The 13,343-nt window shown below is 70.8% G+C and carries 10 protein-coding genes; 8 read left to right on the top strand and 2 right to left on the bottom strand.

What is annotated here, in order from left to right; all coding sequences use genetic code 11:
* Positions 1–191: 191 nt before the first annotated feature.
* The 7 genes from A6A25_RS32750 (at position 192) to A6A25_RS32720 (ending at position 9,290) form a co-directional block, all read left to right on the top strand.
* Complete coding sequence (locus A6A25_RS32750; protein ID WP_073896864.1) at positions 192–1,214, top strand: ferrochelatase; 1,023 nt, start codon at positions 192–194, stop codon at positions 1,212–1,214.
* Positions 1,211–1,684, top strand: a complete 474-nt coding sequence (locus tag A6A25_RS32745; RefSeq protein WP_143193558.1) for a YcxB family protein — start codon at positions 1,211–1,213, stop codon at positions 1,682–1,684. Before A6A25_RS32750 ends, A6A25_RS32745 begins: the two co-directional genes overlap by 4 nt.
* Positions 1,685–1,717: 33 nt before the next feature.
* A complete protein-coding gene (locus A6A25_RS32740) occupies positions 1,718–2,515 on the top strand; it encodes a hypothetical protein (protein ID WP_073896861.1) in 798 nt (265 codons plus the stop codon).
* Between the two features lie 428 nt (positions 2,516–2,943).
* Positions 2,944–4,770, top strand: a complete 1,827-nt coding sequence (locus A6A25_RS32735; protein WP_073896859.1) for a glycoside hydrolase family 6 protein — start codon at positions 2,944–2,946, stop codon at positions 4,768–4,770.
* A 105-nt stretch (positions 4,771–4,875) separates the two neighbouring features.
* The gene (locus tag A6A25_RS32730; RefSeq protein WP_198932940.1) at positions 4,876–5,745 is read left to right on the top strand and encodes an aminoglycoside phosphotransferase family protein; all 870 of its coding nucleotides are present in this window, start codon (positions 4,876–4,878) and stop codon (positions 5,743–5,745) included.
* A 225-nt stretch (positions 5,746–5,970) separates the two neighbouring features.
* Positions 5,971–7,359 carry a sigma 54-interacting transcriptional regulator gene (locus A6A25_RS32725; protein WP_073896857.1) on the top strand — a complete coding sequence of 463 codons (1,389 nt, stop codon included), beginning with the start codon at positions 5,971–5,973 and terminating at the stop codon, positions 7,357–7,359.
* Positions 7,356–9,290: a vWA domain-containing protein gene (locus A6A25_RS32720; RefSeq protein ID WP_073896855.1), complete on the top strand. Its 1,935-nt coding sequence runs from the start codon at positions 7,356–7,358 to the stop codon at positions 9,288–9,290. The genes A6A25_RS32725 and A6A25_RS32720 overlap by 4 nt, the downstream gene beginning before the upstream one ends.
* Positions 9,291–9,339: 49 nt before the next feature.
* On the opposite strand, the gene ctaD is transcribed toward A6A25_RS32720, so the two are convergent.
* Both ctaD and A6A25_RS32710 read right to left on the bottom strand, forming a co-directional pair.
* On the bottom strand, positions 9,340–11,127 hold the full coding sequence (ctaD, locus tag A6A25_RS32715) for an aa3-type cytochrome oxidase subunit I (RefSeq protein WP_073896853.1): 1,788 nt from the start codon (positions 11,125–11,127) through the stop codon (positions 9,340–9,342).
* A gap of 70 nt (positions 11,128–11,197) precedes the next feature.
* Entirely contained in the window at positions 11,198–11,986 is a 789-nt protein-coding gene (locus A6A25_RS32710) for an SPFH domain-containing protein (protein WP_073896871.1), read from the bottom strand.
* Positions 11,987–12,083: 97 nt separating this feature from the next.
* Here A6A25_RS32710 and mshC point away from each other — a divergent pair, with 97 nt between their 5' ends.
* Positions 12,084–13,322 (top strand): cysteine--1-D-myo-inosityl 2-amino-2-deoxy-alpha-D-glucopyranoside ligase, encoded by a 1,239-nt coding sequence (mshC, locus tag A6A25_RS32705; protein ID WP_073896852.1) that lies wholly within the window; start codon positions 12,084–12,086, stop codon positions 13,320–13,322.
* The last annotated feature ends 21 nt before the right edge of the window (positions 13,323–13,343 follow it).

Genomic DNA, 13,343 nt, shown 5'->3' with positions numbered 1-13,343 from the left:
CCAAGGCGACAGGTTAAAGATCAAGGTAAGGGGCCCCATGTCAAATCGACGCGAATCGGCGGTCGCTCTCGCCCAACGTCACGCTCTCATCCAACGTCACGCGCTCGCCCAACGTCACGCGCCACCGGCCCGGCTACCGATCACCCGTACCCGGTTGTGCGGCCGTCGAGCGGCGGCGCGAGGATGTCCGGGTGAGTTACGACGCGCTGCTCTGGCTGTCCTTCGGCGGACCGGAAGGACCCGACGACGTCCGCCCCTTCCTCGAGAACGTGACCCGTGGCCGGGGCGTCCCACCCGAACGGTTGGACGAGGTCGAGCAGCACTACCAGCACTTCGGCGGCGTCTCGCCGATCAACGCGCTCAACCGCGCCGCGATCGAGGCCGTGCGCGGCCTGGTCGACCTGCCGATCTACTTCGGCAACCGCAACTGGCACCCGATGGTCGAGGACACGCTGGCCGAGATGAAGGCGGACGGCGTTAAGCGCGCGCTCGTCTTCCCGACCAGCGCCTACGGCGGCTACTCGGCGTGCCGGCAGTACGACGAGGACATCCTGCGCGCCCGCGCGGCCGTGGAGGACGCGCCCGAGCTGGTGAAGCTGCGCCAGTTCTTCGACCACCCGCTGTTCGTGGAGTCGTTCGCGGACGCCGTGCGCGCCGCCGCGGCCACGTTGCCCGGCGACGACTACCGGGTGGTGTTCACCGCGCACTCGGTGCCGGTGTCGGCGGACAAGGCCGCCGGGCCGCCCGAGGACGGCGGTCACCTCTACTCCCGGCAGGTCGCGGAGGCGTCCCGGCTGGTGGCGGAGGCCGTCGGGGTGGCCGAGCACGACGTGGTGTGGCAGTCGCGGTCCGGGCCGCCGCAGGTGCCGTGGCTGGAGCCGGACATCGTGGACCACCTCGACACCCTCTTCGACAAGGGTGTGCGCAACGTGGTGGTGTGCCCGATCGGGTTCGTCAGCGATCATCTGGAAGTGGTGTGGGATCTCGACACCGAGGCCCGTGAGCGCGCTGAGGAGCTGGGCATGGGCTTCGCCCGCGCGGCCACGCCCAACGACGACCCCAGGTTCGCCCGGCTGGTGGCGGAACTCGTCGCCGAGCACGTGGCGGACGCGCCGGTGCGCAAGCTGTCGGACTTCCCGGCGCTGGGCCGCACGGTCGACGGCGCGTTCTGCGCCACCCGGTGCTGCGAGCCCGTGAAACGGCCCGGTCGATGAGCGTGGACTTCAGCTGGTCGCCCCGCCCAGCCGACTGGCGTGACGCGCTGCGCATCGCCGTGCCGCTGTACCGGTGGGCGCCGTGGTTCGCCGCGGTGCTCGGCGTGCTGGGCGTCGTCGTGCTGGTGATGGGCATGACGTGGGCGGGCGTGTTCGGGCTCGTGCTCGCTGTGATCATCATCGCACTCGTCCCGGTGGGCACCGCGGTGAACTTCCACAACCATCCCCTCGCGGCCAAGACGGTGACCGGCACGGCGGACGCGCACTCGCTGCGGATGTCCGTCGGCGAGGCCGCGCGCAGCGAGCTGAGCTGGGCAGAGCTGCCCGGTTGGGTGGAGACGGCGCGCGGCTTCGTGCTGCGGACCGGCACGACCGCCGTCTACGCCGTGCCGCACCGCGCGTTCGCCGACGCCGAAGCGGTCGGGAAGTTCCGGTCCCTGCTGGTGGAACACGTCGGCCCGGCGTCCTGAGCTGTCGCCGGGGCCCGCGTACCCTCGGTAGGCGTGTCTTGTGCGAGTGCGACGCTGGTCGTCTGGACGTCAGCCTGGCTGCATGGTGCGGCCGCGGCCGACGACGTCCTCGACGCCTTGGGGTTCTGGGCCGGGCTGCACGAAGTGGTGGCCGATGACGACGGCACCGCGACGGCCCTCGACCTGCCCGGCCCCGACGAGGCCCCGGTAGGCCCCGCGCTGCTGCTGGCGTCGCTGCGCCGCGCGTCCGCGACCACGGCCCGCCTGGTCATCCCGGTGCCCGGTGACGTGCGCGGGCTGGGCGCGAACGGGCCGCTCGGCAAGTCGGCGTTGCGCGCGGGCGAGGCCGCCGTGCTGCCCGAGGTGGGCGTGGGGCTGGTGCCGAAGCTGGTGGCCGACGGCGTCCTGCGGTGGACCGTGTTCGACCTGCCGACCGCGCCCGCCGGCGAGCACGTGCCGATCGGCGAGGCCGAGCACGGCTTGTCGTCGGCGATGCGGGAGGCGGCCACCGCTCTCGTGACGCTGGACGTGGCGCGGCACCGGCCCAACGTGCGGGCCGAGATCGCCGCGCTGTCCGCGGAGCACTCGGCGGTGGAGTGGCCCGCCGGGATGCCGTCCCGCTCGCTGCGGGTGCTCCAGCGTGCCGCCGAAGTCGCCGCGATCCTCACCGTGGCGGCGTCCGACGCGCCGGGCGGAGCCGTGTCGGCGACCGCGACGAGGGCCCGGGACGAGGCGCTGCGGCCGTTGTCCGAGGCCGTCCGCCGGGCTCGGCTGGCGGCCGTGGACGAAGCCGTCCGGGTCCTTTCGGATCAGGGCGCCGGCCGCCATTAGGCGGTAGCCGCCGTCGAATATTCGACAGCTATTCGGTGATCTTCGAAATGCCTTGTTCTCCGTTGGTGCGAGACCGGGTCGAATATTCGCCGCGGAACTTACTCCCGAACCGCGTCGGCAATCGGCCGAACAGGTGATCCGGCCAGCGGCCGTTCGCGCTCCGAATCGATTCGGGCTGAAGCTGACGTAGCAATCCCATCGGCGGCTGAAGTACGGTAAGCGCAGGTCAGTGGCCCTGGGGCAGGGTACGCGCTCGGGTATAGCCACGGATTATGTTCAGGTCAACCCCTCGTCAACACGAGGTGTCGTGCGTTACGGTACGTCTGGGAGCGCTCCCAGGAAGCTGTTTCGGTCTCGCGTCGAATCCCGATTCGGCGAAATCGCTGGGAGCGCTCCCAGATGGCGGGTTGCTCGCAAGGAGGCGATGCATGAGTCTGCGCACGTTCGTACGTTCCCGGAAACTGACCGGGGCATTGGCGGTGACCTCGGTGGCGGCCCTGTCCGTCGCCGGGGTGGTGGCTTCGACGGCCACCGCCAACGCCGCCGCCGGTTGTCGGGTTTCGTACCAGATCAGTAGCCAGTGGCAAGGCGGATTCGGCGCCAACGTCACGGTCACCAACCTGGGTGACGCCATTTCCGGCGGTTGGACGTTGGAGTGGGACTTCGCCGCCGGTCAGACGGTCCAGCAGGGTTGGAACGGCACGTTCTCCCAGTCCGGGAGCCGCGTGACGGTCCGCAACCCCTCCTGGAGCGCGAACCTCGGCACCGGCGCGTCGGTCACGCCCGGCTTCAACGGTTCGTGGAACGGGTCCAACCCGGCGCCCACGACGTTCCGCCTCAACGGGACGGTGTGCACGGGCAACATCAGCACCACGACCACGACCAGCACGACCACGTCGACCAGCACCTCGACGTCCACCAGCACCACGACGACCACCACCACGAGCAACAACCCCGGTGGTCCGCGGGTGGACAACCCGTACGTGGGTGCCGGCGTTTACGTGAACCCGCAGTGGTCGGCTCGCGCCGCCGCCGAGCCGGGTGGCTCGCGGATCGCGAACCAGCCGACCGGTGTGTGGATGGACCGGACCAGCGCGATCGAGGGCAACGACTCGCCGACGACCGGCAGCATGGGTCTGGCCGACCACCTCGACGAGGCCGAGAAGCAGCGCGCGGCGCGTGCGGATGGCCAGTTGGTCTTCCAGTTCGTCGTTTACAACCTGCCCGGCCGCGACTGCGCCGCGCTGGCCTCGAACGGTGAGCTGAAGGCCGACGAGATCGACCGCTACAAGACCGAGTACATCGACAAGATCACGAGCATCGTCGGCGACCCGAAGTACTCCAAGCTGCGGATCGTCGCGGTCATCGAGATCGACTCGCTGCCGAACCTGGTCACGAACGTGACGCCTCGTGCGACGGCCACGCCGAACTGCGACATCATGAAGGCGAACGGCAACTACGTCGAGGGTGTCTCGTACGCCATCGGCAAGCTGGGCGCGATCTCGAACGTCTACAACTACATCGACTCCGGCCACCACGGCTGGATCGGTTGGGGCGACACCGTTCCCGAGTACGACAACTTCTACGCCTCGGCGAAGATGTTCGCGTCCCTGCTCGGCAAGAACGGCGCCACCAAGGACAAGATCCACGGCTTCATCACCAACACCGCGAACTACTCCGCGCTGGAGGAGCCGTACTGGACGGTCGACGACGTCGTCGGCGGCCGCCCGGTGAAGGAGCAGGCCAAGTGGGTCGACTGGAACGACTTCAACGGTGAGCTCGGCTTCGCCACGGCGATGCGTGCCGAACTCGTCAAGCAGGGCTTCGACAGCGGCATCGGCATGCTGATCGACACCTCGCGCAACGGCTGGGGTGGCCCGAACCGGCCCACCGGCAAGTCGACCGCGACCAACGCGGACGACTACGTGAACCAGTCGCGCATCGACCGCCGCTACCAGAAGGGCAACTGGTGCAACCAGGCCGGTGCCGGTCTGGGCGAGCGGCCGCAGGCCGCGCCGAAGCCGAACATCGACGCCTACGTCTGGATCAAGCCGCCGGGTGAGTCCGACGGTTCGAGCACCGAGATCCCGAACAACGAGGGCAAGGGCTTCGACCGCATGTGCGACCCGACCTACGGCGGCAACGTGCGCAACGGCAACAACCCCTCGGGTGCCCTGGCGGGCGCCCCGGTGTCGGGCCACTGGTTCTCGGCCCAGTTCCAGGAGCTCATGGCCAACGCCTACCCGGCGCTGTGACCAACGGCTGACTGGCACGACAACTGAATAGCTCTGCACACTCGTGGGCGGCGTCCTTCCCGGGCGCCGCCCACGGGCGTTTATTCGTTTGTGCTCGTCCTTAACGTGGCACGGGTGGACATCGAGGAGATCACCGCCCGGTTGACCCGGCGGTTCGGCCCTTCCGTGGCCGAGTGGTGCGCCCGGGTGCCCGAGCAGGCGGCACAGGCCGCCGCGCGCTGGGGTCTCACCTTGGGCGACGTGATGCCGCCGGGTGCCTCGTCCGTCGTGGTGGCGGGTGACCGGATGGGGGAGCCGGTGGTCCTGAAGCTGAGCCCGGACCCCGCTTTCCTGGCCGAGCAGGCCTCCGTGCTGCGGTCCTTCGCCCCGTCCGGCCGCGTGCCCGCCGTGCTGGCCGAGGCGGACGGCGTGCTGCTGATGGAGGCCGTCCGCCCCGGCACGCCGGCGGACGAGCTGCCCACCCCGCCGTCACCGCAGGAGTGGGCCGACCTGGCGACGGCACTGCACACCGTGCCGGACGCGGGCGGTCCGTGGCAGGACCTGCGCGCCCGCTGCGAGGAGGCCTTCGCCCGGATCGGCCGCCGCCTGACCGAACCGGCGATCGCCGCCCACATCACCGACCGGACGTGGACCAAAGCCCTGAACCGCTGCCGCGCACTGCTCGACACCCAACCCCACGTGCTGCTGCACGGCGACCTGCACTTGGGCAACGTCCTCGACGGCGGCCCACACCGGGGCCTGGTGGCGATCGACCCCCGGCCGTGCGTGGGCGACCCGTGCTTCGACGTCGTGGACTACGCCCTGGCCGCCGCCGGCCACGAAGGCATCACCACCCGCGCCACCACCACCGCCCAGGCCGCCGGCCTGAACCCCGACCGCCTGCACGAGTGGTGCCGAGCCCTCGCCCCGATGATCGCCATCGCCCACCTGGACAACGAGGCCGCCCTCACCGAACTCCTAACCCTGTCCCGCTGACCCCCGCGCCGCTCCGACCGCGCCGCTCCGACCGCGCCGCCCCGACCGCGCCGCGTTCAACGCAAGGGCATGCCTTCGCAGGAGTCCCCGCCCAGGGGATCCCTTGTCTTCATTCTCCCAGAGGGGTCCGACAATTCCGGCCGTTCGAGTCCGTTCCGGCGGCACAGCGCGAGGTGGAGTGGCTCCACGTCGACCGACGGCCCGTCAGTGCGTAACTTCGGTGGGGTGACCTCTGACCTTCCCACCACCGCAGGCGCCCTCCGCGCGGCCGGTTACGTGCCGCGCGGGGTCAAGGCCGAGATCCGGGAGAACCTCCTCGCCGCCCTCCGCGACGGCCGCGACCCGTGGCCCGGCATCGTCGGCTTCGACCGCACCGTCCTGCCGCAGCTGGAGCGCGCCCTCCTCGCGGGCCACGACGTGGTGCTCCTCGGTGAACGCGGGCAGGGCAAGACGCGGCTCCTGCGCACCATCGTCGGCCTGCTGGACGAGTGGACCCCGGTGATCGACGGCGCCGAGCTGAACGAGGACCCGCTCGACCCCATCACGCCCGAGTCGAAGCGCCGCGCGGAGGAACTGGGCGACGACCTCCCCGTCAGCTGGAAGCACCGCGACGAGCGGTTCGCCGAGAAGCTCGCCACGCCGGACACGAGCGTCGGCGACCTGGTCGGCGACGTCGACCCGGTCAAGGTCGCCCAGGGCCGCAGCCTCGGCGACCCGGAGACCATCCACTACGGCCTGCTGCCCCGCTCCCACCGCGGCGTCATCGCCGTCAACGAACTGCCCGACCTCGCCGAACGCATCCAGGTCGCCCTGCTGAACGTGATGGAGGAACGCGACATCCAGATCCGCGGCTACACGCTGCGGCTCCCGCTGGACGTCCTCCTCGTCGCCACCGCCAACCCCGAGGACTACACCAACCGCGGCCGGATCATCACCCCGCTCAAGGACCGCTTCGGCGCCGAGATCCGCACCCACTACCCGCTGGAGATTTCCGCCGAGGTCGACCTGGTCCGCCAGGAGGCCCAGCTGGTCGCCGAGGTCGGCGACCACCTGCTGGAGGTCATCGCCCGGTTCGTGCGGCACCTGCGCGAGTCGTCCTCGATCGACCAGCGCTCCGGCGTCTCGGCCAGGTTCGCGGTCGCGGCGGCGGAGACGGTGGCCGCGAGCGCCCTGCGCCGCAGCGCGCTGATCGGCGAGAACCCGCCCATCGCCCGCCCGGTCGACCTGGAGTCGGTGCCCGAGGTGCTGCGCGGCAAGCTGGAGTTCGAGGCCGGTGAGGAGGGCCGCGAGCAGGAGGTGCTGGTCCACCTGCTGCGCCGGGCCGTCGCGGACACGGCGCGGTCCACGTTCGCCGGGGTCGACCTGCGCCCGTTGGCCGAGCTGGTGTCCGACGGCCACCCGGTCGCCACCGGTGAACGCGTGCACCCCGGCGACCTGCTCGCCGCCCTGCCGGAACTGCCCGTGCTGCACGACGTGGCACAACGGGTCGGCGCCGGACCCAAGGACCCGGCGGGACGCATCGCGTCGGCCGTCGAGCTGGCGCTGGAATCGCTCTACCTCACCCGTCAGCTCTCCAAGAGCAGCGGCGACGACGACCGAACGGTGTACGGATGAGCAGCTACCGCTACGGCCGGTACGTCGACGGGCCCGACCCGCTCGCCCCGCCGACCGACCTGCGCGCGGCCATGGACGAACTCGGCCGCGAAGTCATGGAGGGCGCCTCACCGGCCTCGGCGCTGCGCGAGTTGCTGCGCCGAGGCCTGCCGGGCACCCGAGGCCTGGACGACCTGACCGCACGGCTGTGGCAGAAGCGCGCCGCCCTCACCCGGCGCCACCGGCTGGACGGCACGCTGCAGGAGATCCAGCGGCTGCTGGCGGAGGCGTTGGCCGCCGAACGGGCCGCGCTGTTCCCCGACCCGGACGACGAGGCCCGGTTCCGCGAGGCCCAGCTGGACGCGTTGCCGCAGTCGACCGCGGCGGCCGTGAGCGAGCTGGCCGAGTACGACTGGCGCTCGCCGCGGGCCCGCGAGTCCTACGAGCAGATCCGCACCCTGCTCGGCCGCGAGCTGATGGACCAGCGGTTCCAGGGCATGAAGCAGGCCATGGAGAACGTCCGGCCCGAGGACGTGCGGCGCATCCAGAACATGCTCGACGACCTCAACGACCTGCTCGCCGCGCACGCCGCCGGCGAGGACACGGGCGAGCGGTTCGAGCGGTTCATGCGGGAGCACGGCGAGTTCTTCCCGGAGAACCCGAAGTCGGTGGACGAGCTGGTCGACGCGCTGGCCGCCCGGTCCGCCGCCGCCCAGCGCATGATGAACTCGATGTCCGACGAGCAGCGCGAACAGCTGTCCGCGTTGTCCCAGCAGGCCTTCGGCAACTCGGGCGTCGGCGCGCAGCTGTCCCGGTTGGACGCCCTGCTGCAAGGGCTGCGGCCGGGCGAGGACTGGACCGGTTCGGCGCGGTTCCGCGGCAACAACCCGCTGGGGCTGGGCGAGGGCGCGCAGGCGATGGCGGACCTCGCCGAGATGGACGCGCTGGCCGAGCAGTTGTCGCAGGCATACCCCGGTGCCCGGCTGGAGGACATCGACCTGGAGGCGCTGGTCCGGCAGCTCGGCCCGGAGGCGGGCGTGGACGCGCGGCGCCTGGCCGAGCTGGAACGCGAGCTGCGGTCGCAGAACCTGCTGGAACGCGGACCGGACGGCACGCTGCGGTTGACGCCGAAGGCGTTGCGGCGGTTGGGCGAGGCGGCTTTGCGCGGCGTGCTCGACAGGGCGCGCGAACAGGGTCAGCGGGACAACTCGTCCGCCGGTGCGGCCGGTGAGCTGATCGGGTCCACGCGGCCGTGGCAGTTCGGTGACACCGAGCCGTGGCACGTGCCGCGCACGGTCACCAACGCGGTGCTGCGGTCGGCGGGCGGGCCCGTCCGGCTCGACGTGGTCGACGTCGAGGTCAGCGAGACCGCGCAGCGGTCACGGGCGGCGGTCGCGCTGTGCGTGGACACGTCCTGGTCGATGGTGCAGGACGGCCGCTGGGTGCCGATGAAGCGCACCGCGCTGGCGTTGCACCACTTGGTGCGCACCCGGTTCCGCACCGACGCGCTGGAGCTGATCACGTTCGGCCGGCACGCCGAGACCGTCGACATCGGGCAGCTCACCGCGCTGGAAGGGGTGTGGGAGCAGGGCACGAACCTGCACCACGCGCTGCTGCTCGCCGGGAGGCACGTGCGCAAGCACCCCGACGCGCAGCCGGTCGTGCTGGTGGTGACCGACGGCGAGCCGACCGCGCACCTGGAGGCGACCGGCGACGCCGAGTTCCACTACCCGCCGCTGGAGCGGACCATCGGCAAGACCCTGGTGGAGGTCGACGCCCTGGCCAGGCTCGGCGCGTCGATCACGGTGTTCCGGCTGGGCGACGACCCGAGGCTGGCCAGGTTCGTGGACGCGGTGGCCCGGCGGTCCGGCGGCCGGGTCGTCGCACCGGACGAGGACGGCTTGGGCGCGGCCGTGGTCAGCGACTACCTGAGGTCGCGCAAGCGCCGCTGACCGGTGCCGAGCCGCGCGGTGGCCTGGCGCCGACCTCCCGGCGCCGGCCTCAGTCCCGCCGGTCTTCCTTGATCTCGTCCTTGGTCTCGTGCTCCCGTTCGGTCGGGGCCAGGGCCTTCTCCGTGAGCGTGTCCGGTTCGGCCCGGTGCTTGCCCGGCCTCAGGGAGAAGTGCGACTCGTCGCGCATCCGCTCGACCATGTGCGGGTAGTGCAGCTCGAACGCGGGCCGTTCGGACCGGATCCGGGGCAGTTCGGTGAAGTTGTGCCGCGGCGGCGGTGAGCTTGTCGCCCATTCGAGCGAGTTGCCGAAGCCCCACGGGTCGTCGCGTTCGGCCGGGTCGCCGAACCGGTAGCTGCGCAGCACGTTCCACACGAACGGCAGCACGGACGCGCCCAGCAGGAACGCCCCGATCGTGGAGATGGTGTTCATCAGGGTGAACCCGTCCGACTCCAGGTAGTCGGCGTACCGGCGCGGCATGCCGATGTTGCCCAGCCAGTGCTGGATCAGGAACGTCAGGTGGAACCCGAGGAACGTGGTCCAGAAGTGCAGCTTGCCCAGCGGCTCGTTCAGCATCCGCCCGGTCATCTTGGGGAACCAGAAGTACAGCCCTGCGTACGTGGCGAACACGATCGTGCCGAACAGCACGTAGTGGAAGTGCGCCACCACGAAGTACGTGTCGGTGACGTGGAAGTCCAGCGGCGGCGAGGCCAGGATGATGCCGGTCAGCCCGCCGAGCAGGAACGTGATGAGGAACCCGATGCTGAACAGCATCGGCGTCTCCATGGTGATCTGGCCCTTCCACATGGTGCCGATCCAGTTGAAGAACTTGATGCCGGTCGGCACCGCGATGAGGAACGTCATCAGCGAGAAGAACGGCAGCAGCACCGCGCCGGTGGCGAACATGTGGTGCGCCCACACCGCCACCGACAGCGCGGCGATGGCGAACGTGGCGAACACCAGCCCCTTGTAGCCGAACAGCGGTTTGCGGCTGAACACCGGGAAGATCTCGCTCACGATGCCGAAGAACGGCAGCGCCACGATGTAGACCTCGGGGTGGCCGAAGAACCAGAACAGGTGCTGCCACAGGATCACGCCGCCGTTGGCCGGGTCGAACACGTGCGCGCCGAGGTGCCGGTCGGCGGCCAGCCCCATCAGCGCGGCGGTGAGGATCGGGAACGCGATCAGGATCAGCAGGCTGGTGACGAAGATGTTCCAGGTGAAGATCGGCATCCGGAACAGGGTCATGCCGGGCGCGCGCAGGCAGCACACCGTGGTCACCATGTTGACCCCGCCGAGGATCGTGCCCAGGCCGGACACCGCCAGGCCCATGATCCACAGGTCGGGGCCGACGCCCGGCGCGTGCACCGCGCTGCTCAACGGCGTGTACGCGGTCCAGCCGAAGTCCGCCGCGCCGCCCGGGGTGAGGAACCCGGCCATCACGGTCAGCCCGCCGAACAGGAACAGCCAGTACGAGAGCGCGTTGAGCCGGGGGAACGCCACGTCCGGCGCCCCGATCTGCAGCGGCAGGACGTAGTTGGCGAACCCGAACAGGATCGGCGTCGCGTACAGCAGCAGCATGATCGTGCCGTGCATGGTGAACAGCTGGTTGTACTGCTCGTTGGACAGGAACTGCATTCCCGGCCGGGCCAGCTCGCCGCGGATGAGCAGCGCCATCACGCCGCCGACCATGAAGAACACGAACGACGTGCCGAGGTAGAGCAGCCCGATCTGCTTCGGGTCGGTCGTGCGGAGCAGCCCCAGCAGCACGGCGCCCTTGGCCCGTCGTCGGGCCGCACCCGGGTGGGTGATCACGGGTTCCGGCTTGAGCGCGGTCATGCCGCCTCCCTCGTCCCGACGACGTGAGCCAGACCACATCGTCCCCCGGCCCGGGGCACCCGGCAAACGCTCAGCCCTGCCTGGGCACGCTGACCTGCTGTTCTATCGAGCCGGTAGCCCGTTCGAGGAAGCGCAGCAGTTCGACCGGGAACGGCAGCACCAGCGTCGAGTTCTTCTCCGCCGCCACCTCCACGATGGTCTGCAGCAGCCTGAGCTGCAGCGCGGCGGGCGTGGCGGCCATCGCGGCGGCGGCCTCGGACAGCTTCTTCGACGCCTGCAACTCGCCGTCGGCGGTGATGACGCGCGCCCGCCGCTCCCGCTCGGCCTCCGCCTGCCGCGACATGGACCGCTTCATGCTCTCCGGCAGCGCCACGTCCTTGATCTCGACCCGGTCGATCTCGATGCCCCAGGACACCGCCGGGTTGTCGATCATCAGCTCCAGGCCCTGGTTGAGGCGTTCCCGGTTGGACAGCAGGTCGTCGAGCTCGCTCTTGCCGATGATCGAGCGCAACGACGTCTGCGCGACCTGGAGCATGGCGAACCGGTAGTCCTCGACCGTGACCACGGCCCGCACCGGGTCGATCACCTTGAAGTAGACGACGGCGTCCACGCGCACGGTCACGTTGTCGCGGGTGATGCCGTCCTGCGCCGGGATCGGCTGGGTGACGATCTGCAGGTTCACCTTCCGCAGCCGGTCGACGCCGGGCACGACCATGGTCAGCCCCGGCCCGCGCAGCTGGGGCCGCACCCGCCCGAAGCGGAACACCAGGCCCTGCTCGTACTGCCTGACGATGCGGGCGCTGCTCGCGAGCCCGACCGCGAGCACGCCCAGTGCGCCGATGACGATGTCGAGGATCATCGCGACCATCTCCCACGTCTCCTGCCGAGCGTACGCCCGTATTCCCGCGGGGCGGACGTTTCGTCCCTGGTCCGGCACGCGAGTTAGGGTCGTTGACATGCAGACCTGGTCATCCACTCCTGTCCCGCGGGTAGCGGGGGAGCCGCGTCCGTTGCGGCTGTTCGACACCGCCGCCGGCGAGGTGCGCCCGACCGCTCCCGGCGCCACCGCCAGGCTGTACGTCTGCGGCATCACCCCCTACGACGCGACGCACCTGGGTCACGCGGCCACCTACCTGGCATTCGACCTGGTCCACCGGGTGTGGCTGGACAACGGCCACGACGTGCACTACGTGCAGAACGTGACCGACATCGACGACCCGCTGCTGGAGCGGGCCGAGCGCGACCAGGACGACTGGGTGGTCCTCGGCATGCGGGAGACCGCACTGTTCCGCGAGGACATGGTGGCGCTGCGCGTGCTGCCGCCGCGTGACTACGTGGGCGCGGTCGACGCGATCCCCGAGGTGGTCGAGGTCATCGCGAAGCTGCTGGCCGGTGGCTACGCGTACCGGGTCGACGACCCTCAGTACCCGGACGTGTACTTCGACCACGCGGCGACCGGGCGGTTCGGCTACGAGTCGAACTACGACCTGGAGACGATGGGCAGGTACTTCGCCGAACGGGGCGGCGACCCGGACCGGCCGGGCAAGCGCCACCCGCTGGACGCGCTGCTGTGGCGGGCCGCCCGACCGGGTGAGCCGTCGTGGCCGTCGGAGCTGGGTGAGGGCAGGCCAGGCTGGCACATCGAGTGCAGCGCCATCGCGCTGAACCGGCTCGGCACGTCGTTCGACGTGCAGGGCGGCGGTTCGGACCTGATCTTCCCGCACCACGAGTTCTCCGCCGCGCACGCCGAGGCGGTGACCGGCCAGCACCCGTTCGCCCGGCACTACGTGCACGCGGGCATGATCGGGCTGGACGGCGAGAAGATGTCCAAGTCGCGCGGCAACCTGGTGTTCGTGTCCAAGCTGCGGGCGGAGAAGGTCGACCCGAACGCGGTGCGGCTGGCGTTGTTCGCCGGCCACTACCGCACCGACCGGCCGTGGAGCGCGCAACTGCTGGCCGAGGCCGAGGCCAGGCTCGCGAAGTGGCGGCTGGCGGCGGCCCTGCCGACGGGGCCGAGCGCGGTCGCCACCGTGGCCCGGCTGCGCGACCACCTCAGCGACGACCTCGACACGCCCCGGGCGCTGGCCGCGCTGGACGCGTGGGCGGCCGAGGCCCTGTCGACCGGCGGCTCGGACCACACCGGCCCGACCCTGTTCCGGGCGGCGGTCGACTCGCTGCTGGGCGTGGACGTCTGACCTCGGGGAGCGGGGCCGCCA

It is taken from the genome of Saccharothrix sp. CB00851, from assembly GCF_001905065.1.
In the GTDB taxonomy this organism is placed as follows: domain Bacteria; phylum Actinomycetota; class Actinomycetes; order Mycobacteriales; family Pseudonocardiaceae; genus Actinosynnema.
The sequence above is the reverse complement of the archived record's forward strand: the minus strand, read 5'-3'. Positions and strand labels throughout refer to the sequence as shown.

Bases quoted from the DNA above. Each gene is read 5' to 3' on its own strand.
- A6A25_RS32745 (WP_143193558.1), top strand. From the start codon at position 1,211: ATGAGCGTGGACTTCAGCTGGTCGCCCCGCCCAGCCGACTGGCGTGAC.
- A6A25_RS32735 (WP_073896859.1), top strand. From the start codon at position 2,944: ATGAGTCTGCGCACGTTCGTACGTTCCCGGAAACTGACCGGGGCATTG.
- A6A25_RS32720 (WP_073896855.1), top strand. From the start codon at position 7,356: ATGAGCAGCTACCGCTACGGCCGGTACGTCGACGGGCCCGACCCGCTC.
- ctaD (WP_073896853.1), bottom strand. From the start codon at position 11,127: ATGACCGCGCTCAAGCCGGAACCCGTGATCACCCACCCGGGTGCGGCC.
- A6A25_RS32710 (WP_073896871.1), bottom strand. From the start codon at position 11,986: ATGATCCTCGACATCGTCATCGGCGCACTGGGCGTGCTCGCGGTCGGG.
- mshC (WP_073896852.1), top strand. From the start codon at position 12,084: ATGCAGACCTGGTCATCCACTCCTGTCCCGCGGGTAGCGGGGGAGCCG.